This window comes from Streptomyces sp. DSM 40750, assembly GCF_024612035.1.
Taxonomy (GTDB): domain Bacteria; phylum Actinomycetota; class Actinomycetes; order Streptomycetales; family Streptomycetaceae; genus Streptomyces.
Genome location: NZ_CP102513.1, coordinates 6,718,907 through 6,742,776, shown reverse-complemented (window position 1 = coordinate 6,742,776; position 23,870 = coordinate 6,718,907). Strand labels below are relative to the sequence as shown.

Annotated in this window: 22 protein-coding genes; 6 read left to right on the top strand and 16 right to left on the bottom strand. The window is 70.2% G+C overall.

Annotation, left to right across the window (positions count from 1 at the left end; translation table 11 throughout):
- Nucleotides 1-99 precede the first annotated feature (99 nt).
- On the top strand, nucleotides 100-951 hold the full coding sequence (locus JIX55_RS30020) for a DUF4253 domain-containing protein (protein ID WP_257566373.1): 852 nt from the start codon (nucleotides 100-102) through the stop codon (nucleotides 949-951).
- A gap of 43 nt (nucleotides 952-994) precedes the next feature.
- On the opposite strand, the gene JIX55_RS30015 is transcribed toward JIX55_RS30020, so the two are convergent.
- On the bottom strand, nucleotides 995-2,302 hold the full coding sequence (locus JIX55_RS30015) for an aminotransferase-like domain-containing protein (protein ID WP_257566372.1): 1,308 nt from the start codon (nucleotides 2,300-2,302) through the stop codon (nucleotides 995-997).
- A gap of 130 nt (nucleotides 2,303-2,432) precedes the next feature.
- Here JIX55_RS30015 and JIX55_RS30010 point away from each other — a divergent pair, with 130 nt between their 5' ends.
- Nucleotides 2,433-3,365 (top strand): aminoglycoside phosphotransferase family protein, encoded by a 933-nt coding sequence (locus JIX55_RS30010; protein WP_257566371.1) that lies wholly within the window; start codon nucleotides 2,433-2,435, stop codon nucleotides 3,363-3,365.
- Between the two features lie 105 nt (nucleotides 3,366-3,470).
- On the opposite strand, the gene JIX55_RS30005 is transcribed toward JIX55_RS30010, so the two are convergent.
- The 3 genes from JIX55_RS30005 to JIX55_RS29995 form a co-directional block, all read right to left on the bottom strand.
- On the bottom strand, nucleotides 3,471-4,373 hold the full coding sequence (locus JIX55_RS30005) for an SAM-dependent methyltransferase (protein WP_257566370.1): 903 nt from the start codon (nucleotides 4,371-4,373) through the stop codon (nucleotides 3,471-3,473).
- A 140-nt stretch (nucleotides 4,374-4,513) separates the two neighbouring features.
- Nucleotides 4,514-4,879 (bottom strand): DUF805 domain-containing protein, encoded by a 366-nt coding sequence (locus tag JIX55_RS30000; protein WP_257566369.1) that lies wholly within the window; start codon nucleotides 4,877-4,879, stop codon nucleotides 4,514-4,516.
- A gap of 89 nt (nucleotides 4,880-4,968) precedes the next feature.
- Nucleotides 4,969-6,396 carry a helix-turn-helix domain-containing protein gene (locus tag JIX55_RS29995; RefSeq protein WP_257566368.1) on the bottom strand — a complete coding sequence of 476 codons (1,428 nt, stop codon included), beginning with the start codon at nucleotides 6,394-6,396 and terminating at the stop codon, nucleotides 4,969-4,971.
- A 249-nt stretch (nucleotides 6,397-6,645) separates the two neighbouring features.
- Here JIX55_RS29995 and JIX55_RS29990 point away from each other — a divergent pair, with 249 nt between their 5' ends.
- Entirely contained in the window at nucleotides 6,646-7,410 is a 765-nt protein-coding gene (locus JIX55_RS29990) for a DUF4232 domain-containing protein (protein WP_257566367.1), read from the top strand.
- A gap of 99 nt (nucleotides 7,411-7,509) precedes the next feature.
- On the opposite strand, the gene hemB is transcribed toward JIX55_RS29990, so the two are convergent.
- The 7 genes from hemB to JIX55_RS29955 form a co-directional block, all read right to left on the bottom strand.
- Entirely contained in the window at nucleotides 7,510-8,502 is a 993-nt protein-coding gene (gene hemB / locus JIX55_RS29985) for a porphobilinogen synthase (protein WP_257566366.1), read from the bottom strand.
- A 184-nt stretch (nucleotides 8,503-8,686) separates the two neighbouring features.
- A complete protein-coding gene (locus JIX55_RS29980) occupies nucleotides 8,687-9,595 on the bottom strand; it encodes a calcium-binding protein (RefSeq protein WP_257566365.1) in 909 nt (302 codons plus the stop codon).
- Between the two features lie 410 nt (nucleotides 9,596-10,005).
- The gene (locus tag JIX55_RS29975; RefSeq protein ID WP_257566364.1) at nucleotides 10,006-11,757 is read right to left on the bottom strand and encodes a bifunctional uroporphyrinogen-III C-methyltransferase/uroporphyrinogen-III synthase; all 1,752 of its coding nucleotides are present in this window, start codon (nucleotides 11,755-11,757) and stop codon (nucleotides 10,006-10,008) included.
- Nucleotides 11,754-12,734, bottom strand: a complete 981-nt coding sequence (gene hemC, locus JIX55_RS29970; RefSeq protein ID WP_257566363.1) for a hydroxymethylbilane synthase — start codon at nucleotides 12,732-12,734, stop codon at nucleotides 11,754-11,756. Before hemC ends, JIX55_RS29975 begins: the two co-directional genes overlap by 4 nt.
- Nucleotides 12,731-14,488: a glutamyl-tRNA reductase gene (locus tag JIX55_RS29965; protein ID WP_257566362.1), complete on the bottom strand. Its 1,758-nt coding sequence runs from the start codon at nucleotides 14,486-14,488 to the stop codon at nucleotides 12,731-12,733. Before JIX55_RS29965 ends, hemC begins: the two co-directional genes overlap by 4 nt.
- The gene (locus tag JIX55_RS29960; RefSeq protein ID WP_257566361.1) at nucleotides 14,485-15,240 is read right to left on the bottom strand and encodes a redox-sensing transcriptional repressor Rex; all 756 of its coding nucleotides are present in this window, start codon (nucleotides 15,238-15,240) and stop codon (nucleotides 14,485-14,487) included. The genes JIX55_RS29965 and JIX55_RS29960 overlap by 4 nt, the downstream gene beginning before the upstream one ends.
- A gap of 324 nt (nucleotides 15,241-15,564) precedes the next feature.
- The gene (locus JIX55_RS29955; protein WP_257566360.1) at nucleotides 15,565-15,846 is read right to left on the bottom strand and encodes a glutaredoxin family protein; all 282 of its coding nucleotides are present in this window, start codon (nucleotides 15,844-15,846) and stop codon (nucleotides 15,565-15,567) included.
- A 197-nt stretch (nucleotides 15,847-16,043) separates the two neighbouring features.
- Between JIX55_RS29955 and JIX55_RS29950 the strand changes: the two genes are divergently transcribed.
- From JIX55_RS29950 to JIX55_RS29940, 3 genes are all read left to right on the top strand, one after another.
- Entirely contained in the window at nucleotides 16,044-16,979 is a 936-nt protein-coding gene (locus tag JIX55_RS29950; protein WP_257566359.1) for an HAD family hydrolase, read from the top strand.
- 385 nt (nucleotides 16,980-17,364) lie between these two features.
- The gene (locus tag JIX55_RS29945; RefSeq protein WP_257566358.1) at nucleotides 17,365-18,141 is read left to right on the top strand and encodes an ECF subfamily RNA polymerase sigma factor, BldN family; all 777 of its coding nucleotides are present in this window, start codon (nucleotides 17,365-17,367) and stop codon (nucleotides 18,139-18,141) included.
- A gap of 285 nt (nucleotides 18,142-18,426) precedes the next feature.
- Nucleotides 18,427-19,659 (top strand): DUF5667 domain-containing protein, encoded by a 1,233-nt coding sequence (locus JIX55_RS29940; RefSeq protein ID WP_257566357.1) that lies wholly within the window; start codon nucleotides 18,427-18,429, stop codon nucleotides 19,657-19,659.
- 234 nt (nucleotides 19,660-19,893) lie between these two features.
- On the opposite strand, the gene JIX55_RS29935 is transcribed toward JIX55_RS29940, so the two are convergent.
- The 5 genes from JIX55_RS29935 to JIX55_RS29915 form a co-directional block, all read right to left on the bottom strand.
- Nucleotides 19,894-20,973 carry a lysophospholipid acyltransferase family protein gene (locus JIX55_RS29935; protein WP_257566356.1) on the bottom strand — a complete coding sequence of 360 codons (1,080 nt, stop codon included), beginning with the start codon at nucleotides 20,971-20,973 and terminating at the stop codon, nucleotides 19,894-19,896.
- Between the two features lie 14 nt (nucleotides 20,974-20,987).
- Complete coding sequence (locus tag JIX55_RS29930; RefSeq protein ID WP_257566355.1) at nucleotides 20,988-22,055, bottom strand: NAD-dependent epimerase/dehydratase family protein; 1,068 nt, start codon at nucleotides 22,053-22,055, stop codon at nucleotides 20,988-20,990.
- Nucleotides 22,056-22,331: 276 nt separating this feature from the next.
- Nucleotides 22,332-22,430 carry a 30S ribosomal protein bS22 gene (locus tag JIX55_RS29925; RefSeq protein WP_003948845.1) on the bottom strand — a complete coding sequence of 33 codons (99 nt, stop codon included), beginning with the start codon at nucleotides 22,428-22,430 and terminating at the stop codon, nucleotides 22,332-22,334.
- Nucleotides 22,431-22,597: 167 nt separating this feature from the next.
- Nucleotides 22,598-22,810, bottom strand: coding sequence for a helix-turn-helix domain-containing protein (locus tag JIX55_RS29920; RefSeq protein ID WP_257542125.1), 213 nt, complete (start codon nucleotides 22,808-22,810; stop codon nucleotides 22,598-22,600).
- 129 nt (nucleotides 22,811-22,939) lie between these two features.
- Complete coding sequence (locus tag JIX55_RS29915) at nucleotides 22,940-23,755, bottom strand: phosphatase (RefSeq protein ID WP_257566354.1); 816 nt, start codon at nucleotides 23,753-23,755, stop codon at nucleotides 22,940-22,942.
- Nucleotides 23,756-23,870 lie beyond the last annotated feature (115 nt).

Genomic DNA, 23,870 nt, shown 5'->3' with positions numbered 1-23,870 from the left:
GCGGTCACGGCGAAGCCTCCCCGCGCGGAGGACCGCTGCCGGTGGAAAGCCGCCCCTCGGCGCGGGCCACTGTCAGTGCCGGCCCTTACAGTCACCGGCATGGCGACACTTCCCAACCCGCTGCCCGAGCTGGCGGCCGACCCGAGCGGGCGTGCGCTCGGGCTTGAACTCCCGCTTCCGCGAGGGAGGCTGATCGATGCGACGGACGAGGGCCCGTGGCACGAGCCGCTGCTGTGGTGTGCGGACGAGCCGGCCACGCCCGGCGTCTGGACCGCCGTCCAGCCCGCCCGCCGCACTGCCGGTCTGCTCCCGGTGCTGCTGGACGTCGGCGGCAGCCAGGGTGGGCCGGAGGAGTGGGAGCTGATGCCCGGCGAGATGTCCTACCCCGGAGACCACGACGCCGACGAGGTCCTGGCCGAGTTCTGGGACGAGTACGCGACCGACGAGGACGACGACTGGCCCGGCCTCACCGAAGCCCCCGCGCTCGATGCCACCCCGGCCGCGACCGCTTCCACCCCCGACGCCGGCCAAGCCGCTCCCACCCCGGACCCGGACGCCCTCGCAGCCGACACCGCCGATGCCCTCGTCAAGGACCCCTCCCGGCTGAAGGAACCCCGCCTCGCGCTGGTCCCCGCCCGCCGCAGCGCCGACATCCCGGCGGCGATCGGCTGGGGCGGCCCGATGAACCACGAGAACGACGTGGCGAGGCTCTGCGCGGTCCTGCGCTCCTGGGAGGACCGCTTCGGCATACGCGTCGTCGCCCTCACCTACGACCAGCTGGTCCTCTCGGTCGCCGCCCCGCCCACCACCGAGGCGGAGGCCGAAGCGGTGGCCGCCGAGCACTTCGCCTTCTGCCCCGACAACATCTGGCAGGGCACAGCGGACGGCACCCGGCAGACGTACGCCCGCACCCTGCTCGGCGAGCGGACCTGGTCATTCTGGTGGGACTGAGACCGCATCGGTGAAGCGGGGGCCGAGCGCGCCCGCCACCTCCTCAGCCGCCGCCCGCCGTTCCCCCAGCCGCCGCCCGCAGCCCCTCTCCCAACCTCCGCAGCCCCTCCCGAATCTCCCCGGGCGCCTGCGTCACAAAGCACAGCCGCAAGGTCGCCCGGTCCGGCTCCCCGGCGTAGAACGGCGCGCCGGGCACGTACGCCACGTCGTGCCGGACCACGTGCGGGAGGAGGGCGGCGGTGTCGTAGGAGGAGGGGAGGCGGGCCCAGAGGAACATGCCGCCCTGGGGCCGGTTCCAGGTGGAACCCTCCGGGAGGGCCTCGGCGAGCCCGTCGAGCATGGCGTCGCGGCGCTCCCGGTAGGCGGCGGAGACCCGGGCGACATGGGCGTCCAGATCGCGGTCGGCCAGATAGCGGGCCGCAGCGAGCTGGTTGACGGTCGGGGTGTGCAGGTCGGCCGCCTGCTTGGCGACCGCGCAGGCGCGGCGGAGCCCGGCGGGCGCGCGCAGCCAGCCCAGCCGCATGCCGGGGGCCATCACCTTGGAGAAGGAACCCAGCAGCGCCGTACGGTCCTCGGCGCCCGGGTACGAGGCGATCCACGGCACCCGGTCGCCCTCGAAACGGAGTTCGCCGTACGGGTCGTCCTCGACGATCCACAGCCCGCGCCGGGTGGCGACGGAGGCGACGGCCGCCCGCCGCTCGGCCGGGAGGGTGCGCCCGGTCGGGTTCTGGAAGGTGGGCACGGTGTAGAAGAACTTGGGCCGGGTCCGCGCCACCAACTCGTCCAACGCCGCCGGGTCCACGCCGTGCTCGTCGCCCGGCACGGCCACCACCCGCGCCCCCGCGAACCGGAACGCCTGAAGTGCCGCCAGGTAGCAGGGATCCTCGACCAGTACGACGTCCCCCGGTTCGACGAGCGCGGTGGCGAGCAGCGACAGCGCCTGCTGCGACCCGGTGGTGACGAGCACCCCGTCCGCGTCCGTCGGCAGCCCGCGCGCCCCGTACCGCGCGGCGAGCGCCGCCCGGAGCGCCGGCTCGCCCTCGGTCGTCGCGTACTGCAGGGCTCGGCCCGCCGACTCGGCGAGCACATCGCGGTAGGCCGCCGCTATCCCCTCGGCGTCGAAGAGCTCAGGCGCGGGCAAACCACCCGCGAAGTTGACGACTTCGGGACGCGAGGTGACGGCGAGGATATCCCGTACGGGGGAACTTGTGACCGCCTTGACCCGCTCGGCGAAGCCGGGCACGGCGGCCCCGACGCCGGCCGCGTCCTCGCCCGCCGAGCGGCCCGAAACTCCTTCCTCGGCGACAAGCCCCACGTCACCAGCGGCAAGCACAGCATCCACGGCACCCATCCCACGGCTCCTTCGGCCTCCGGGACGGCACGACCCCGTCCCCTTGGCGGCACCCTAGCCAGGTGCATGCCCCCTACAGCCACCATTTCCGCGATGCGGACCGTCCTCCGAACCCCCTAGGCTGCGGTCCATGCTGCCCAGCGTGGACACGAACGACGAGTTGGAAGAAGTCGTCGGTGACGAGGCGCTGCTGCGACCGGCTGCCCAGGATCTCTGCGGTCAGCTCGGTCTCGCAGGCGCGCGAATCGTGCGTTTCCCCGAGGGCTCGCTGCCGGTGTACGCCGTCGGCGACGCCCTCGTCCTCAAGCTGTATCCGGCCTTCGAAGCGGAGGAAGCCGTCAGGGAAGCCCGCCTGTTGGCCCTCCTGTGGGGCAAACTACCCATCCCGACACCCAAGCTGCACTCGGCCGACCAGTACAAGAACGGCTGGCGCTATGTGCTGATGTCCCGCCTGCCCGGCGAGGACCTCAACGAGGCCTGGCCCCGGATCCCCCGGCCCGACCAGGAACGCGTCATCGTCGAGGCCGCCGAAGTCCTGGCCGCGCTGCACGCCCTGGACGCCGCGCCGGTCGTCCCGCTCATCGGGCCGCCGGACTGGACCAGGTTCATCGCCTCGCAGCGTGCGGCGGCGGTGGAGCAACAGCGGAGCGGCGGCCTGCCGGCCCTCTGGCTGGAGCAGATCCCGGACTTCCTCCGCTCCGTCCCGCTCACCACCTCGCGCCGCCCCGTGCTCCTGCACACCGAGTACATGCGCGAGCACCTCACCGTGGACTGCCACGACGGCTGGCGCCTCACGGGCCTCTTCGACTTCGAACCCGCCATGGTCGGCGACCCCGCCTACGACTTCGTCAGCGTCGGCCTCTTCCTGACGCGAGCCGACCCCACCCTGCTGAAACTCTTCTACGAGGCATACGGCCACCCCCCGTTCGACCCCCGCGAACTGATGGCCCACACCCTCCTGCACGTCTACAGCGACCTGAACTGGTACCTGCGCAGCCTCCCGGCCCCGCCCCGCCAGACCTTGGACGCACTGGCGGAGACATGGTTCGGGACGGGAGGGTGAAGGGGGGCGCTGCCCCCCTTCGGGGACGCGGGGCTGTGACGGTTCGCGGCTCCGCCGCGTGGGCGCGGCCGGCCCCCACCGGCCCCGCACCCGACCATCGACCCCCTATGCCCTACGCCCCATCGCCGCATACACATTGATGTCCGCGTCGGTCACATCGTTGATGTCCCGGTACCGGACCTTCTCGATGTCGTCCAGCGCGGCCAGCCTCTGCGGCTCGATCTGTTCCGGCAACGGAGCCCCACCCTCGAACCGCCAGTGGTGCGCCGGCACAACCCCGGGCTCGTCCACGACGAGGTCGCTCTGCTCGAAGAAGCGGGCGACCTCGTCCTTGGACCGCAGCACGAAGGTGAACCCCCGCTTGGTGTACGTCTCCTGCACCGCGCGGATCTTCGCCGGGTTGAGGTCCTCGGTCAGATGGCTGAGCACGAGCCGGCTCCCGGAGGGCAGCGCGTCGACCAGCTCACGCACCACGGGATAGGCCTCGTCGTCCTCGACGAAGTGCAGGATCGCCACCAGGCACAGCGCGATCGGCTGGTCGAAGTCGAGCGTCTTGGCGGCCGCTTCCAGGATCTGCGCCGGCGACTTGAGGTCGGCGTCGATGTAGTCCGTGGCGCCCTCGGGCCCGCTCGTGAGCAACGCGCGCGCGTGGGCGAGCACCACCGGGTCGTTGTCGACGTACACGACCCGGGAGTCGGGGACGATCGCCTGGGTGATCTGGTGGACGTTCTCGGCGGTCGGCAGTCCGGTGCCGATGTCGAGGAACTGCCGGATGCCCTCGTCCTCGGCGAGCGTGGTCACCGCGCGGCGCATGAAGTCCCGGTTGTGCCGGACGTCGAGATATCCGCGCGGGTTGGCCGCCAGCGCCGCGCCTGCCGCCTCCCGGTCCACGGGGTAGTTGTCCTTGCCGCCGAGGAAGACGTCGTAGACCCGCGCCGGGTGCGCCTTGGTGGTGTCGATCCTCTTCCGCAGCTCGGCGGGGTCCTGGCTGAGCGCGTCACCGGCCATAAAGCTCTCCCTGGAGAGTCGCATCATTGAATGACCAACAACCTAACCGTCAGGGCAAGTTGGTGACGCCCGGATTCCGATGCCCGCCCGGCCCGGCCCGACCCCGCCTGGCCCCGCTCAGCCCCGCCCGGCCGACGGCGTCAGAGGTGCGCCGGGTTCGTCGGGTGCCCCTTCGGGTCGGGGCCGTACTGGTTCTCTCCCCGCACACCCTCGGTGGCCATGAAGATGATCGTGACGATGGTGCCGACGCAGGGGACGATCCCGATGAGGACCCACCAGCCGCTGCGACCGGTGTCGTGCAGCCGCCGGACGCTGACGGCCAGGGACGGCAGGAAGATGGCGGCGAAGAAGACGAGTTCGGGCACCTCGGTGTCCATGGCGAGGCCGAGGACGGCCAGCCCGAGATAGATGAGCGACGCGATCAGCGTGAACATCCAGTACTCCTGGCGGCGCGCCCGCCCGCTGAAGACCGCGTACTTCTTGAGCACCTCGATGAACCAGCCCATTGCTTCCCCCCGAAAATCGGCACAGCCCTCCCCGAACGGATCAGGTCAGGCGCGAAAGCTATGCCGATTGACGAGAACTCGTCAATTCTTTAATCACCCTGGTTCAACGTCGTCCCCTCCTCGACCCACTTCGGCCCGCCCAGCGGATACTCGTACGCCGGACGCCCGTTGTTGCCGCTCGTGCGGAACGGCCGGCCGTTGTCGTTCACGGTCAGCGTGCCGCTGCGGGAGCCGCTGGTCCACTCCAGTTCCAGGTACCAACTGACGTAGTACGCCGAGGCGTCGGCGGTGATGTAGTAGACCTCCGGGTCGGACTCGCTGACGGAGTACGGGAAGTTCCTGCTGCCCGCCTTGGGCTTCACATCGGGGCGCGCGGCGTCGAGGGCGATCGTGAAGGACCGGGTGGGGACACCGGCCCCGCAGCCGACACCCGGGTACCCCATGGCGTAGTCGTTCCAGGCGAGGGGCGACCGCTTGTCGGCCATCCGGACCTTGAGGCTCCGTACGACCACGGTCTCCTCACCGGTGCCCTGCACGGTGAGCGTCAGAAACTGCTGCCCCGACGACACGGCTCGCTCCGACGACACCCAGGCCGACGCGTCCTGCTCCAGCGGCGGCGGCGCCACCTCCGTCGGCGGCCGGTCGACCAGATACCGCTGGGAGCAGGGGTCCTTCCAGGTATACGGCTCCACCTTCACGGACAACGGCACCGCGACGGACGGGGCCTGGCCGCCCTCACCGGGGCTGGTCGGGGTGGCACCGGCCCCCGTTCCCTTACCGTCGCCCTTCTCACCCTTGTCACCCCCCTTGCCCTGCTTGCTCTCGGAAGCGGAGGGCGAGGCACTGGACGGCGACGCGGAGGCCTCGTCCGCCCGCTCCCCACCGTCGTCCCCGACGGACGTCGCCCCGGCGGTACGCCCGGCCCCGTCCTCCACTCCACCGGACGGCAGACTCAGGGCCAGCGTCACCGCACCGAGCACGGCGGCCACGGACAGCCCGGCAGCGAGCGCGACCCGGGTACGCCGTCGATCACGCGGCCGGTCCCCCGGCCCACCGGAAATCTCTTCGCCGCCGACCTCGTCCGGAACGGGTATCTCATCCGGGGCAGGGCTCTCGTTGGGACCGGACCTCTCCCCCGACGCCGATACCGACGCCGACGCCCGCCCAGCCACCGCACCCGCACCCGCACCCGCACCCGCACCCGCACCCGGAGCCATGTCCTCCGCCGAACCGACGGAGTCACCCCCTTTGCGCCCCCGAGTCGCGTCCGCGAGCACCCATCTCCGATGGAGTTCGACCAGTTCCTCCGGGGTCGCCCTGCACAGCCGGGCCAGCCGCTCGACGGGCGCGTAGTCCGTCGGTACGGCGTCTCCGTTGCAGTAGCGGTGAAGCGTCGACGTACTCATGTGGAGCCGCTTGGCAAGCACCCCGTAACTGAGCCCCGAGCGCTCCTTCAACTCCCGCAGCAACTCGGCGAAATCAGCCCCCAGGCCGTTCGCGGTACCGCTCCCCGACACGCTTTCCTCCGTCCCTTCATATCCGCCACGTCCCGTTCCGCATTCCAGGGAAGGGACGTTCCCCCAGGTCAAAGCCGGTGCGGGCGTTCCAGCGTCCCTGATCGTCCGCCGAGTGTGGCGGCCGGGACGGATCACCCCGCAAGCTCTGGTCATCCAAGCACGCCGCTCCCGGCAGACCGGTCGAGCGGCGCGGCTTCGACCACTTGTTCTCAGCCTTCTCAACCGGCTTTGTCCGAAAGGGATTCCGCCATGCACACGCTCCGCACCGCCCGCACCACCCGAGTCGCCCGCCCCGCCCGCCTGCTCGCCGCGACCGGAGTCGCCCTCGCCGCTCTGGCCCTCACGGCATGCGACAACGGAATGGGCACCCGGGACGAGGGCTTGGCGGGCGGCTCCACCTCGACCTCGCAGACCACCGGCTCCTCGGGCACGACCACGGGCGGCACCACGACCACCGGTGGCACCACGACCGACGAGGCCTCCTCGAAGACGAGCACCGGCACGGGCACCGGCACCGGCACGGAGGCGGGCAAGAACTCCCCGAACGCACAGACCGCCGGCTCCTCCGACCCCTTCGACCCGGCCAACCGCGTCACCTGCAACGGCTCCAACACCACGGTCACCGTGCAGCCGGTGTCCCGCCCGCTCAACCACATGCTGATCACCGTCAAGAACACCGGCTCGAAGGTCTGCGACCTCTACTACAACCCCACCGTCCGCTTCGACCAAGCCCAGTGGGCGCCCCGCGTGATCGAGGAGTCCCAGCCCCAGGCGGTGGTGACCCTCGCCCCCGGCGAGTCCGGCTACGCGGGCGTCCTCCTCGCCTCCGCCGACGGCAGCGGCGAGAACGGCACGACGGCCAAGAAGGTCACCATCGGCTTCCAGGGCCAGGAGTACGGCAGCAACGGCGGCGCCGCGGCGGCGCCCGTCCTGCCCACCGGGGGCGTGTTCTACGACAGCACCCTGGCGGTCACGTACTGGCAGTCGACGGTGGAGGACGCCCTCATGTACTGAGCCGGAAAGCCCCACCGGCCATCAGCTCGCTCGATGAAGACGCCCGGCCTCGGGCAGCGGCGAACACCACGCCGCCGACCGAGGCCGCGTCCAAACCCCTCAGCGCAGCATCCGGGCCGCCTCAACGGCCCAATACGTAAGGATGTTCTGCGCACCCGCCCGCTTGATCCCCGTCAGCGTCTCCAGGATCGCCCGGTCCCGGTCGATCCACCCCTTCTCGGCGGCGGCCTCGACCATCGAGTACTCCCCGGAGATCTGGTACGCGACGACCGGCACATCCACGGCGTCCGCGACCCTCGCCAGGACATCCAGGTAGGGCCCGGCCGGCTTGACCATCACCATGTCGGCGCCCTCTTCCAGATCGAGGGCGAGCTCCCGCAGGGACTCCCGCATATTCGCCGGATCCTGCTGATATGTCTTCCGATCACCCTTCAGCGACGAGCCGACGGCCTCCCGGAAGGGCCCGTAGAACGCGGACGCGTACTTGGCGGTGTAGGCCAGGATGACGACATCCTCATGCCCGATCTGATCAAGAGCGTCCCGGACGACCCCGATCTGCCCGTCCATCATCCCGCTGGGCCCCACGACATGCGCACCGGCGTCGGCCTGCACCTGGGCCATCTCGGCGTAGCGCTCAAGGGTCGCGTCGTTGTCGACCCGCCCCTGATCGTCAAGCACTCCGCAGTGACCGTGATCGGTGGTCTCGTCGAGACACAGATCGGACATCACGAGCAGTTCGTCGCCGACCTCGGCCCGCACATCGCGGATGGCGACCTGCAGGATCCCGTCCGGATCGGTTCCGGGCGTCCCGAGCGCGTCCTTCTTGTCGTCCTCCGGCACCCCGAACAGCATGATCCCGGAAACCCCGGCCTCGACGGCCTCCACGGCAGCCTTCTTCAGACTGTCCCGTGTGTGCTGCACGACCCCCGGCATCGCCGCGATCGGGACCGGCTCACTCACGCCCTCCCGCACGAACGCGGGCAGGATGAAGTCGGCGGGATGCAGCCGCGTCTCGGCCACCATCCGGCGCAGAACAGGCGTCGTACGAAGCCGGCGGGGCCGCGTACCGGGAAACGATCCGTACTTCGACATACACCTACGCTACGCCCGCCCCGCAGCCCCCTTTGCCGACGCCCCGTCGGCCCTGGGGAGGGGCGCGGGGAACTGCGCGAGCAACCACGACACACCCGCACCCGCCGAACGACAAAGCCCCCCGAGCTCAAACGCGCTCAGGGGGCAAAGGGGCACAGCCCTTGGACCTACTACCTGGACCTACCTACTGGTACACCTTGTTCCGGCCAGGCCCCCCGGACAGCTTGTCCGTCCCCGCACCCCCACGCAGCACATCGTTCCCGCTGTTGCCCCACAGCTCGTCGTTGTCCTGGTCACCCCACAACGTGTCGTCGCCCTCCTCGCCCCACAGCTTGTCGGCGCCCCGGCCACCGCGCAGCGTGTCGTGGCCCTTGCCGCCGCTGAGGCTGTCGCGTCCCTGCTTGCCGTGGATGACGTCGTTGCCGGACTCGCCGTACAGGTTGTTGGTCTCGGCGTCGCCGGAGAGGCTGTCGTTGCCGGCACCGCCGTAGCAGGCCCAGGCGCACGCGGTGATCGTGTCGTTGCCCTTGCCGCCGTAGGGGCCCATGCCCCACCCGCCTCCGCCGCCGTGGAGGCGGTCGTTGCCGTCCTCGCCGTAGAGGACGGCCGAGAGGCTGTTGTCGGTGACGGTGTCGTTGCCGGGACCGCCGTAGACCACCGCGTCCGCGTTGTTGTCGTCGGAGAGCTTCACCGTGTCGTCGCCGTCACGAACGGTGACCCAGTAGCGGGGGCTGTCGTCCGAGCCCAGGGAGACCGGGGCGACGCACTGGACGATCGTGTGGTCGTCGGCCGAGGGGTACTCGCACCGGTTCCACTCGGCGGAGCCGGCGTCGAACGTGATGTCGTACCGGTCGTCGAAGGTGACGACGTAGTACAGCTCGGGTGAACCGTTGGGCTCGGTCCGGTCCACGACCTTGTCGGTGATCGTCAGTTGGTTGTTCTGCCCGGGCGTGGCCTTGTACCAGAGGAAGCCGTCGCGAGTGAGGGCACCCGAAGTCGTGGTGGCAGCCTGAGCGGTGGGCACCGCGAGCAGCGCACCCCCCAGGGCGAGCGCGGCGGTGGCCGTGGCGGCGATGGTCCTGAACGTACGCATGCAGAAGTAACCCTTCGCGAATGCGGAATCGGTGAGGATCAGGGCCGGCGAAGAAGAGCGCCGGTGAAGTCGGCGCCACCGTGGCGGCGGAAGGCGCGGGCCATTGAGGCCGAGGGGATCCAGGTAACGGTTGTTGCTTCGGTCACCCACTCAGACAACACACCGACACCGGGGGTTGTACGGAAACCCGCGTCGCCCCCGGAACTGCCCCGACACCCCCCGCGGTTGCCCGTAAGCCCCCACCGCTTGCCCCAAGGTCCACCTGCGACGCCGAGTTGGTCTCCCGGCGCCTTCTCGCCCTCTTCGCCTACTTCCGTGACCCCGCCAACGAAGAACGGCGTGAGGTCTCACGAACACCTCACGCCGTTCCCGCACCGGGCACGGGGCCCTTGTCCCAGACCTTCAGGTCCTCAGGTCGTAGACCGCCGCCTACGCGCCCCCGGCCTCCGCTCACTCGGCCGAGTGACGGGATCCCCCGCCTCGACCGCCGCAGCCCGCCGCCGCAACCCGAAGTCCGCCAACGCCTCGGCCAACTTGTGCACGGACGGCTCAGGAGCCATCACGTCCACCCGAAGCCCATGCTCCTCGGCGGTCTTCGCGGTAGCCGGCCCGATACAAGCGATCACGGTCACGTTGTGCGGCTTTCCGGCAATACCCACCAGATTCCGCACGGTGGAAGACGACGTGAACAGAACGGCGTCGAACCCGCCCCCCTTGATCGCCTCCCGGGTCTCGGCCGGCGGCGGCGACGCACGCACGGTCCGATAAGCCGTGACGTCGTCGACCTCCCACCCGAGCTCGATGAGACCCGCCACCAACGTCTCCGTGGCGATATCGGCCCGCGGCAGGAAAACGCGATCGATCGGATCGAAGACGGGGTCATACGGAGGCCAGTCCTCCAGCAACCCCGCGGCCGACTGCTCCCCGGAAGGCACCAGGTCAGGCTTCACACCGAACGCGATCAACGCCTTCGCGGTCTGCTCCCCGACCGCCGCGACCTTGATCCCGGCGAAGGCACGGGCATCGAGCCCGTACTCCTCGAACTTCTCCCGCACCGCCTTGACGGCGTTCACCGACGTGAAGGCGATCCACTCATAACGGCCCGTCACAAGCCCCTTGACCGCACGCTCCATCTGCTGCGGCGTCCGCGGCGGCTCGACCGCGATCGTCGGCACCTCGTGCGGCACGGCCCCGTACGAGCGCAGTTGGTCGGAGAGCGAGGCGGCCTGCTCCTTCGTACGCGGTACGAGGACCCGCCACCCGAACAGGGGCTTGTTCTCGAACCACGACAGCTGGTCGCGCTGGGCCGCCGAGGAACGCTCACCGACCACGGCTATCACCGGTCGCCCGCCCTCCGGCGAGGGCAGCACCTTGGCCTGCTTCAGGGTCGGGGCGATGGTGGCGAGTGTCGCGCTCCAGGTCCGCTGCCGCGTCGTCGTACCGGCGACGGTGACGGTCATCGGCGTATCGGGCTTACGACCGGCGGCGACCAGCTCACCCGCCGCCGCGCCCACGGTCTCCAGCGTCGCCGAGACGACGACCGTCCCGTCGGAGGCTCCGACCTCCGCCCAGCAGCGGTCGGACGCTGTGCGCGCGTCGACGAACCGCACGTCGGCGCCCTGCGCGTCCCGCAGCGGCACACCGGCGTACGCGGGCACACCCACGGCCGTCGCCACCCCGGGCACCACCTCGAACGGCACGCCCGCGGCGGCGCACGCGAGCATCTCCTCGGTGGCGTACGTGTCGAGCCCGGGGTCCCCGGGCACCGCACGCACGACCCGCTTGCCGCCCCGCGCGGCCTCCATGACAAGATGTGCGGCATCCCGCACAGCGGGTGCACCAACGGTTGTTGACGCGCCGTCAACAACCGTCAGCTGAGGCGTGCCTGTGCCCGAGAACGTATCCGCTGAAGTAGCCGCGGAAGAGGCAGAGGACGCCGCAGTCAGTGCCGACGGCGGGCTCGAGTCGGTGTCCAGCAGGGCGACGCCGGCGCGGGCGTGCGTACGCACCACGTCGAGCACGTCGTGCTCGGCGATGAGCACGTCCGCGTTCGCCAGCGCCTCGACGGCGCGCAATGTCAGTAGTCCCGGATCCCCGGGTCCGGCACCGAGGAAGGTGACGTGACCGTGGTCCGGACCGGCGGGAAGGGTGGTGGGGCTCAATGTGCTCGCTCCCCCATCAGACCGGCCGCGCCCTTAGCGAGCATCTCGGCGGCGAGTTCACGGCCGAGCGCCATTGCTTGGTCGTACGTCTCGGGCACGGGACCGGTGGTGGACAGCTGCACCAGCGTCGAGCCGTCGGTCGTGCCGACGACGCCGCGCAGGCGCATCTCCTTGACAATCTGCCCGTCGGCCAGCAGGTCGGCGAACGCACCCACAGGTGCGCTGCAACCGGCCTCCAGGGCGGCGAGCAGGGACCGCTCGGCGGTCACGGCGGCCCGTGTGTACGGGTCGTCGAGTTCACCCAGCGCGGCGATCAGCGCAGTGTCGTGGGCGGTGTGCCCCGCCCTGCATTCGATCGCCAGTGCCCCCTGGCCGGGGGCGGGCAAAACGGTGTCGACCGAAAGGAAGTCGGTCACTTCGTCGATACGTCCGATCCGGTTCAGTCCGGCGGCGGCCAGGACTACGGCGTCCAGCTCGCCCTTCCGTACGTATCCGATCCGCGTGTCGACGTTCCCGCGGATCGGCACCGTCTCGATCGTGAGCCCGTGATTGCGCGCGTACGCGTTCAGCTGGGCCATCCGCCGCGGCGAACCCGTACCGACCCGTGCGCCCTCGGGGAGCCGCTCGAAGGTCAGTCCGTCCCGGGCGACCAGCACGTCCCGCGCGTCCTCGCGCACCGGCACGGCGGCCAGCGCCAGGTCGTCCGGCTGCCCGGTGGGCAGGTCCTTGAGGGAGTGCACGGCGAAGTCGACCTCGCCACGCAGCAGCGCCTCGCGCAGCGCGGTGACGAAGACGCCCGTGCCGCCGATCTGCGCCAGTGCCTCGCGGGAGACATCGCCGTACGTCGTGATCTCCACGAGTTCGACGGGCCGTCCGGTCAACCGGCGGACCTCGTCCGCCACCTGCCCGGACTGGGCCATGGCGAGTTTGCTCCGCCTGGTCCCGAGCCTCAGGGCCCTGTTTTGCGGCTCACTCATGATCGCCCTCGGTTCTCGGCGTTCCGCTCGATGTGCTGGTCGGCGTGCTTGTCGCTGTCTTCGGCCCGGGACACGGCGGCGACCGTCTCCTGGTCCAGGTCGAACAGGGTGCGCAGCGCGTCCGCGTACCCGGCGCCGCCGGGCTCGGCCGCGAGCTGCTTGACCCGTACGGTCGGCGCGTGCAGCAGCTTGTCGACGACGCGCCGCACGGTCTGGGTGATCTCGCCGCGGTGCTTGTCGTCGAGGCCCGGCAGCCGGCCCTCCAGGCGCGCGATCTCGTTCGCGACGACATCGGCGGCCATGGCGCGCAGCGCCACGACGGTGGGTGTGATGTGCGCGGCCCGCTGAGCGGCGCCGAAGGCGGCCACCTCGTCGGAAACGATCCTTCGCACCATGTCGACGTCGGAGGCCATCGGCGCGTCCGCGGAGACCTCGGCGAGCGACTCGATGTCGACCAGCCGTACCCCGGCCAGACGGTGCGCGGCGGCGTCGATGTCCCGGGGCATCGCCAGGTCGAGCAGCGCCAGCACGGGCGCGGGCCGGGGTACCTCGACGACCGGTTCGGGCCTGCGCAGCTCGGTGATCCGCCCGGTGACCGCCACGGCCGCGACGAGCGCGGCGATCAGCTCGGCGTCGGCGACCGGCGTACGCGCCTCGCGCTCCGGCGTACGGCGGCTCGCGCGCCGGTCCACGGTCGCGTTGTCCACCCAGGCCGCGTGCTGCTCCAGCGTGGCCGCGTCCATCCCGGCCACCGCGGCCTCCCCGAGCACGGAGAAGCCACCGCCCTGCGCGGCGGGCAGATCAAGCGGACAGTCCTCGTCGCTGCCGACGGAGGTGGGCGGCAGCACGGCCCGTACGTCCGCACGCGTGTCCGTACGGCTCTCCGGCCCGTCGGCGACCGCGCCCCGGGGCACCCGGCCCTCGACCGCCGCCGCGACCATCTCGGCCGTCAGGACCAGGCCCGTCGCGCCGGTACAGGAGACGGCGACATCGGCACGTGTCAGCTCGGCCGGCACCGATTCCATCGGTACCGCGCGGGCCAGCACGTCCGTTTCGCCCTGCTCGGTCAGGATCTGAGCCAGCCGCTCGGCCCGGTCGTACGTCCGGTTGGCGATCACGATCTCGCCCACACCCGCGCGCGCGAGCGTCGCGGCGGCCAGCGACGACATCGACCCGGCGCCGATCACGACGGCCCGTTTGCCCCGGGCCCAGCTCTCGACGTCCGCACCGGCCGTGAACTGTTCCAGGCCGAAGGTCACCAGCGACTGTCCGGCCCGGTCGATCCCGGTCTCGGAATGTGCCCGCTTGCCGACCCTCAGGCTCTGCTGGAACAGGTCGTTCAGCAGCCGTCCGGCGGTGTGCAGCTCCTGCGCGCGGGCCAGCGAGTCCTTGATCTGCCCGAGGATCTGCCCCTCACCGACGACCATGGAGTCGAGCCCGCAGGCCACGGAGAACAGGTGGTGGACGGCCCGGTCCTCGTAGTGCACGTAGAGGTAGGGGGTCAGCTCGTCGAGCCCCACCCCGCTGTGCTGGGCGAGCAGCGTCGACAGCTCGGCGACGCCCGCGTGGAACTTGTCCACGTCCGCGTACAGCTCGATGCGGTTGCAGGTGGCGAGGACGGCGGCCTCGGCGGTCGGCTCGGCGGCGACCGTGTCCTGAAGCAACTTGATCTGCGCGTCCAGGGAGAGCGCAGCCCGCTCCAGCACGCTCACCGGAGCGCTGCGGTGGCTCAGTCCGACGACCAGAAGACTCATGCCGGCATCACGGCGGGGACATCCCCGTCGGGCCCTTTCCCGGACTCCTTGGGAGCCAGCGGTACGGCACCGGCCTCGGCCGCGGCCTCCTCGCCGGCCTTGCGCTGCTCGTGGAAGGCGAGGATCTGCAGCTCGATCGAGAGGTCCACCTTGCGCACGTCGACCCCGTCCGGCACGGACAGGACAGTGGGCGCGAAGTTCAGAATGGACGTGATTCCGGCGGCGACCAGCCGGTCGCACACCTGCTGGGCGGCGCCGGCGGGCGTGGCGATCACGCCGATGGACACGCCGTTGTCATCGATGATCTTTTCCAGCTCGTCCGTGTGCTGCACGGGAATGCCCGCGACCGGCTTCCCCGCCATCGCCGGATCGGCGTCTATCAGCGCGGCGACGCGGAATCCACGGGAGGCGAACCCGCCGTAATTGGCCAGCGCGGCGCCGAGGTTACCGATACCGACGATCACGACCGGCCAGTCCTGGGTCAGCCCCAGCTCACGCGAGATCTGATAGACGAGATACTCGACGTCGTACCCCACACCACGCGTTCCATAGGAGCCCAGGTACGAGAAGTCCTTGCGCAGCTTCGCGGAATTGACCCCCGCGGCGGCCGCCAGTTCCTCGGATGAGACGGTGGGCACCGAGCGCTCGGACAGCGCGGTCAGGGCGCGGAGGTACAGCGGAAGCCTGGCGACGGTGGCCTCGGGAATCCCTCGGCTACGGGTCGCCGGTCGGTGAGTTCGGCCAGTTGCCACGGTGCTCCTGCGGGTAGAGCGGGGCTGCGGGCGGTCATGCGTCCCCAGACCGCCCCGTCGACAGCAGGCTATGTCTTTGTGAACGCGTGCACAAAGATGGTGTCCGATTTGCCCGGCCAACGTGACCGGGGTCACGCACCCTGGACGCACACGTATGGAACCGGCACACGCGTGCCTTCGTTCCACATCGGACGCCTTGCTCGACGGGGGCAAAACCGCACACTCTCCTCACGAATCCCGCCCCCGAGACCAACCAGCCCATCGATCCTAAGCGACTTTTGGGATCACTTGGACTGGTCGGTCAGGTCACATCTCGGGGCACATCTAGGAGAGGGCTTTGCGGAGCCGTTCCTCATTCACCCGCCAGAAGGTGTGCTGGGCGCCGTCCACCAGCACCACGGGGATCTGCTCCCAGTACTGACGGTGGAGTTCGGCGTCCTCGGTGATGTCCTTCTTCTCCCAGGGAACGCCCAGCTCACCGCAGACCTTCTCGATCACCGCCTGCGCGTCGTCACACAGATGGCACCCGGGCTTTCCGATCAGTGTGACGAGCCGCTCACGGGAGTTCTTCGGCGTCCACCGAAACAAGGCACTCATGCCGGCCATTGTCGCTCCGCACCGGATGTGCACACCTCCTCCTCACCACGAAGCGCACTACCTGCCCTTTTCCCGACCGGTTCCTCCCCGTCCCGCGCGCGGACCCGCCGCCGGGACGACTCCTTTAACGACACGGTCGCGGAGAGTTCACAACCTGCAAACCTCTCCACTCCGGAAGTACCGAACAGACTGGCTATGCTCACGACATGGCCGCTCTCGGATGGCTCACTCCCCGTAGGCGCTCCGCCACGGCGCGGAGCGTTTTGGCAGGCGAGGCCTCTGCGGAGGCAGCGCGTAAGTCCTCCCAGGAGTTGGAGGACGTCTCCCCCGCGCCCGACGCCGTCCAGGAACCGGAGTTCCCGGTCCTCGGCGACGACAAGGCCGCCGCCTTCTTCGACCTCGACAACACCGTCATGCAGGGCGCCTCGCTCTTCCACTTCGGCCGGGGCCTGTACAAACGGAAGTTCTTCGAGACCCGCGACCTCGCCCGATTCGCCTGGCAGCAGGCCTGGTTCAGGCTGGCGGGGTCCGAGGACCCCGAGCACATGCAGGACGCCCAGAACTCCGCGCTCTCCATCGTCCAGGGCCACCGCGTGGCCGAACTGACGATCATCGGCGAGGAGATCTACGACGAGTACATGGCCGAGCGCATCTGGCCGGGCACCCGCGCCCTGGCCCAGGCCCATCTCGACGCCGGCCAGAAGGTCTGGCTCGTGACAGCCGCGCCCGTGGAGATCGCCCAGGTGATCGCCCGCCGCCTCGGCCTGACCGGCGCGCTGGGCACGGTGGCCGAGTCCGTCGACGGCGTGTACACGGGCAAGCTGGTCGGCGAGCCGCTGCACGGCCCCGCGAAGGCCGAGGCCGTACGGGCCCTGGCCGCGGCGGAGGGCCTCGACCTCTCCCGTTGTGCCGCGTACAGCGACTCCCACAACGACATCCCGATGCTCTCGCTCGTGGGCCATCCGTACGCCATCAACCCCGACTCCAAACTCCGCAAGCACGCCCGCGACATGGACTGGCGTCTGCGCGACTACCGCACCGCCCGCAAGGCCGCGAAGGTCGGCCTCCCCGCGGCGGCCGGCGTGGGCGCGGTGGCCGGCGGCACGGCGGCCGCGATCGCACTGCACCGTCGCCGCCGCTGAACTGAACTGCCTGTCGTTCTTCGAACGCCGGAGGGGCTGGGAAACCAGCCCCTCCGGCGTTCGCGCGTCCGGCCCGCCGCCCGGCATTCCAGCCGTCCTACCCCCACTCAACCCCTCTCAGTCCCGCCATCCGCACCCGACCACAACTCGCCCCGCACCCAGACGGAACACGAACCCGACCGATCAACAATCGATCACGGAGTGGCACTCGAGCAGCCGTCAATCGGTAACAGAAGCGACGTAATCGATGATTTGAGCAACTGGGTGTAGCAGTGCCTGCACGAAGCGTTATTCTCCTCAAACGCAAACCGGTACCCCCTCCGTCGCTACGACGGGTGAAAGGTCCCGCACTGCACGTGATGGAAGCTCTGCCTCTGGGAGTCCCGTGTACCCACACGTCGGGGTTGACGCCTCGGGCCTGGCTACGCTGCGCGCGACGGTCAACCACCTGTTGCGCGGCTTCGTCCCCACCGCGTACGCCGTCCCCGCCCTCGCCACCACCGCCGCGCCCGTCGGCCCGTGCTACGCACTGGCCGACGGCAGCGCGGCGGTGGGCAGACGAGGCCGTTCGGGATCCACCGCCACGACCACCCGCCGTCCAGCCGCGGACAGCGACAGCGCCCGCATGATGGACCTCGTCGAACGCGCCCAGTCCGGCGAGGCCGACGCCTTCGGCCGCCTGTACGACCAGTACAGCGACACCGTCTACCGCTACATCTACTACCGCGTCGGCGGCAAGGCGACCGCCGAGGACCTCACCAGCGAGACGTTCCTGCGCGCCCTGCGCCGCATCGGCACGTTCACCTGGCAGGGCCGCGACTTCGGCGCCTGGCTGGTCACCATCGCCCGCAACCTGGTCGCCGACCACTTCAAGTCCAGCCGATTCCGCCTCGAAGTCACCACCGGCGAGATGCTCGACGCCAACGAGGTCGAGCGCTCCCCCGAGGACTCCGTCCTGGAGTCCCTCTCCAACGCCGCCCTCCTGGAGGCCGTACGCCGCCTCAACCCCCAGCAGCAGGAGTGCGTCACCCTCCGGTTCCTCCAGGGCCTCTCCGTCGCCGAGACCGCCCGCGTCATGGGCAAGAACGAGGGCGCGATCAAGACCCTCCAGTACCGCGCGGTCCGCACCCTCGCCCGCCTCCTCCCGGACGACGCCCGCTGAACCCCGCCGACCGGGACGACCACCGCTGAGCGACACCGGCCGAGCGCGCCGATCCCACACGCTCCGCGAGCATCAACTCACCGTCCGTCGAAGTCCGTTGACTTCCTCGCCCGATCATCCGCCGTCCGTAACCCAAGTGCCACGCCACTCGTTGTGCGGGATACAGGCTCCCTGTGGTCGCGCCCTGGCCGACACCGATCACTCGATCGTGTGGATCGGTCGGGGACGTGCAACCCTCAGGACCCCCTGGGGAGTCGACCGTCATGACGAGAGGAGGTGCCGCCAGTGATCGCGAACGTATCGGCGCACCGGCGGGCGAACGCCTTCGCCCAGGCCCTGGAGGAGCAGTCCGACCAGGGCACGGCGGCCGAGCAGCCCGAGGGATCGGCACCGGCCCCGGCAGCGGAACAGACCGAGCAGGGCCGCATGGTGGCCCTCGCGACCGGTCTCGACGAGCTGCCCAAGCCAGTGCTCGACCCCGAGGTCAAGGTCGTCCATCGCGCCCAACTGGTGGCCGCGATGGAAGCCATGCTGCGGGACGGCACACTGCCGGGGCGCGGGACGTCGGACCCTTCGGTGCCCGAGCAGCAATCGGGCAAGGGGCGAGGCGCTCACCGGGTAAGTCCGCTGGGAAAGTTGCGACCACGGTCCCGCCTGACGAAGGGTCTCGCCGCGGGCGGGCTCAGCGTCGGTGTGGCCGCGAGCGCCTTCGGCGGTGTGGCCGCCGCCAGCTCGGACGCCCTGCCCGGTGACTCGCTCTACGGGCTCAAGCGCGGCATCGAGGACGTGAAACTCACCCTGGCCGACGACAGTGACGGCCGCGGCCGGCTCTACCTGGACCAGGCGTCCACCCGGCTCAGCGAGGCCCGCCGCCTCATGGAGCGCGACCGCGGCGGACAGCTGGACCACGAGTCCCTCGGCGAGGTCCGCCGCGCCCTCACCGGCATGCGGCACGACGCCTCCGAGGGCCACCGCCTGCTCCACGAGGCCTTCGAGCGGGACCCGGACTCCCTGGGCCCCATCCAGGCCCTCTCGGCCTTCTCCCGGTCCCACCGCGAGGCCTGGGGCACGCTCCGCGACCGGCTGCCCGTGCAGCTCGGGGACGTGAGCCAGGAGGTCTCGTCGGTCTTCGACGCCATAGACGAAGAGGTCGCCCCGCACTCCTCGCTGCTGCCGCGGCCCCCCGCCCAGGGCGGCGACGACACGCAGCACTCCCCGGGCTCCGGCACCCCCGGCTCCGCGGACTCCGGCCGCCCGGCCCCGAGCCCTCCCGGGGGCTCCGCCGACGGCAGCCACGACACCACCGGCAAGCCCAAGCCGTCCACCTCGGACAGCAGCGGCGAAGGCCTGGTCGGCGGCACCACCGGCGGCCTCCTCGACCCGCCCCTTGACGACACCACCAGCACCTCCCCGTCCTCGGGCAAGTCCACCCCGGCCGAAGAGCCCGACGTCACCCTCCCGCCTCTCCTCCCGGGCTTCCTGCCCGGCCTCGGCATCGACAACGAGGACGCGAACTAGTCCCGTACGACGGTGGGGGCGCCCTTCTCGAAGAAGGGCGCCCCCACCGTCGTGGCCGACAACTGGGACGGCCGTGCGTAGATGCGGGCAATCGTGCCGCTGGGGCGATGGGGGTACCTCCCGCTCGAGCGAAGCCGAGAGTGGGGGAGGGCGGGCGAAGCGGCACCTCGTAACCGCCGAGCTGCGGAACCCACCCGGCAGTCGTCGACCACCGGGCGCCGAGCCGACCGACCCTCAGAAGAACACCGACCGCCGCTGCACCAGCAACTTGTACAGCGTGTGCTGGATCTGCTCGCGCACCTGATCCGTCAGGTTGAACATCAGCATGGGGTCCTCGGCGGCCTCCGGCGGATAGCCGTCCGTGGGGATCGGCTCGCCGAACTGGATCGTCCACTTCGTCGGCAGCGGCACCGCACCCAGCGGGCCGAGCCACGGGAAGGTCGGCGTGATCGGGAAGTACGGGAAGCCGAGGAGGCGGGCGATCGTCTTCGAATTCCCGATCATCGGATAGATCTCCTCCGCGCCGACGATCGAGCACGGAATGATCGGCGTGCCGGCGCGCAGGGCGGTGGAGACGAAGCCGCCGCGGCCGAAACGCTGGAGCTTGTAGCGGTCCCCGAAGGGCTTGCCGAGGCCCTTGAAGCCCTCCGGCATGACCCCGACCAGCTCACCCTGCTGGAGCAGCCGTGAGGCGTCCTCCGCGCACGCGAGGGTGTGGCCCAGCTTGCGGGCCAGTTCGTTCACCACCGGCAGCATGAAGACCAGGTCCGCCGCGAGCAGGCGCAGATGGCGGCCGGTGGGGTGGTTGTCGTGGACGGCGACCTGCATCATCAGGCCGTCCATCGGAAGGGTCCCGGAGTGGTTGGAGACGATCAGGGCGCCGCCGTCCGTCGGGATGTTCTCGATGCCCTTCACCTCGACCCGGAAGTACTTCTCGTACACCGGCCGCAGCAGCGACATCAGCACCTGGTCGGTGAGCTCGGCGTCGTAGCCGAAGTCGTCGACCTCGTAGTCACCCGTGAGCCGCTTGCGCAGGAAGGCGAGACCGCCCGCGATCCGTCGCTCCAGCGCGCCGCCGTCCTGTGCCTCGGCGGCCTCCTGGGGCGGCTCCGGCTTCTCCCGTGTCACAGGGACATCATCGGTGCTGGTCGGCCGTCCGGGGAGGGCCTGGACCTCGCCGGATTCACGGACGTCGCGTACGACCCCTGACTCACCCTTGCGTCGGCTTCCCGTGCTCCGGCGGCGCGGCGGGCGCTGCACGGCGCCCCCGCGCGTCCGGTCGTCGTCGAACGGAATGACCTTGGCATCCGCCATCGTTGATGCGCTCCTCAGTTGGCGCTCTGCGTCGGGGGGTGGCCACCGCCCAGTGCGGGCACGGGCAGTGCGGCGAGCCGGTCGATGGCCCCAGCGAGGGCTTCCGGAGGCAGGAGCCCCGGCCCCCGGCTGCGCGCGAAGTCCGCGAAGGTCTCCGCTGTCGTGTACTTGGCCCGGTAGCCCAGCGTCTCGCGCATCTGGTTCGTGGACACGACCCGCCCGTGGGTCAGCAGCCGCAGCTGCTCCGGCGAGAAGTCCGTGACACCCAGCGTACGGACCATCGAGCCGACCCAGCTGACGGCCGGCATCAGCAGCGGCACGGTCGGCCGGCCCAGGCGCCGCGCGCACTGCGAGAGCAGCAGGACGCCGTCACCGGCGATGTTGAACGTGCCGCTGTTGAGCGTGGAGCGCGCCGGGTCGTGGGAGGCGATCCGCAGCACCTCGATGACATCGTCCTCGTGCACGAACTGCAGCCGCGGGTCGTAGCCCAGCACGGTCGGCAGCACCGGCAGCGAGAAGTACGAGGCGAGCGGCGAATCGGCGCTCGGCCCGAGGATGTTCGCGAACCGCAGCACGCACACGGCCACATCGGGCCGCCGCCGGGCGAATCCGCGGACGTACCCCTCGACCTCGACGGTGTCCTTGGCGAAGCCGCCGCTGGGCAGCGACTTGGGCGGCATGGTCTCGGTGAACACGGCCGGGTCACGCGGCGCGGACCCGTACACGTTCGTACTGGACTTCACGACCAGCCGCTTGATCGACGGGGACTTCTGGCAGGCACCGAGCAGCTGCATGGTGCCGATGACGTTGGTCTCCTTCAGCGTGGCCCGGCCGCCGCTGCCCAGCGGGGTGCCCGTGACGTCCATGTGCACCACGGTGTCCACGTTGTGCTCGGCCAGCACACGGGCTATGGCGGGCTGGCGGATGTCGGCCTGCACGAAGTCCGCGCCGCCCAGGTGATGCCCCGGCGGCACCGCGTCCACCGCGATGACCCGGTCGACCTGCGGGTCACGCTGGATCCGTCGTACGAACCGGCCCCCCAGCTGACGGGCCACCCCGGTCACGAGCACGACCTTCCCCAAGATCAGCGCCTTCCTTCCAGACGTCGGCTCACATTGGCACAACTCTGCTCGCCACTCTGCCGCGTTCCCCGTGTGCGGCCACGTTAGCGGGTCGATGTTGCGCTGTGATGACTGCGACTCCGTCAATGACCGGCAAAAACACTGTGACCCCCCACCGCATTTCGGTGGGGGGTCACAGCAACGCGCTCTCAACAGCGCTCGCGCAAGAAAGCAAGGCGTACGGCCCCCGTACGCGTCGGGGGCCGGCCAGGACCCCAATTCCGGGGCCGGACCGCCTTACTTCTTGTTGCGACGCTGAACGCGGGTGCGCTTGAGCAGCTTGCGGTGCTTCTTCTTAGCCATCCGCTTGCGCCGCTTCTTGATAACAGAGCCCACGACTACCCTCGCTCACTTCTCATCACTCGGTGTTTGGGCGCCATGGGCCCATACGACCTACGAGGGGCCAGCCTACCCGTCCGAGCGCTGAGGTCGTAATCGAGGCGGAGCCGGGGTTTCCCGGACGTCCCGCAGGACCCCCGGGAGCCCCTCGGCCCCGATGGCCGTCAGGCCGTCTCCACCCCCACATAGCTCTCGCGGAGGTACTCGTGAACCGCTTGCTCCGGCACCCGGAAGGACCTGCCCACCCGGATCGCCGGCAGATGACCGCTGTGCACCAATCGGTACACGGTCATCTTCGACACTCGCATCACCGAGGCGACTTCCGCCACGGTCAGGAACGCGACCTCGTTCAGAGGCCTCTCGCCAGCTGCAGCCATGACACACCTGAACCTTCCGCACTCGACGGCCACCGGCTTCCCCTTCCGGTGACTCTTCGTCGTTGCGTGCTCACTCCCCAATGTAGGGGCGGGTGATGCGAGTGGGGAAGAGGGGATGCCATCGGCGCCCTACTGTGACAGACACGCCCGATTGAGTACGTAGCGGGTCAGCGGTCGGTAGTAATCAGACCGCACACCGTCATCAAGTGGAACGACGGCGGACACCCGCCCCTCCGCCTCCCCCACGAAGGGCGCCGGATCGTCCGTATCGGCCAGCCCGATCGCCTCGAACCCCAGCTGACCTGCTCCGCAGACCCAGCCGTGGTCCCCCACCACGAGTTCCGGGAGCGGCCCGCCGCTCTCCGCCGCGGCCGCCAGAACCGTCCGAACCGGCAGCGGAGAATGCGTGTGCACGCCGGTCGCACAACCAGGGCGCAACGCGGTCGCCTCGCGTACGAGGGCGACGCCGCGTGCGTAGTCAAGGTTGTACGTGCGTAGACCGAACCGGGTCGTTATGTCGACACGTCTACCCGTCGCAGGGGTGAGAACCTCACACCCCGCCGCCGACATCGCGTCCGCCAACGCGCCGTAGAAGCCGATCAGCCGATGCGGATGCCCGGTTCCGAAGAGCACCGCTCCACCACGCTGAGCTACCGCCCCGACCCGCTCGGCGAACCGGTCCAGCGCCCGCATCGTCCGCTCGGGATCAATCTCATCCTGCCCGGATGTACATCCAGGATCGGCCGAAACCCCACATCTCTCCGCCATCAACCCGAGCACATCACGCTGCCCCCAAGCCAATTCCGGATCAATTCCAATCAAAACCCGAGGATCCCGAGCCGCGAACAGCCGATAACTCCGCAGACTCACCTCCCGAGAGGTGGCAACCCGCCCAGCGAGCCCAGTAGCCACCAGGTGCTCCCGCAGAGCCCCAGCACTCAACACTCCCCGATGCTGACGCACCGACCCGACCCCACGTGTCAAAACCCGTGGGCGCACCACACAGTTGGCCTAACGCGGACGCGCCCCGGTCTTCAGCGGCGCGGCAGCTGCGCCCTTG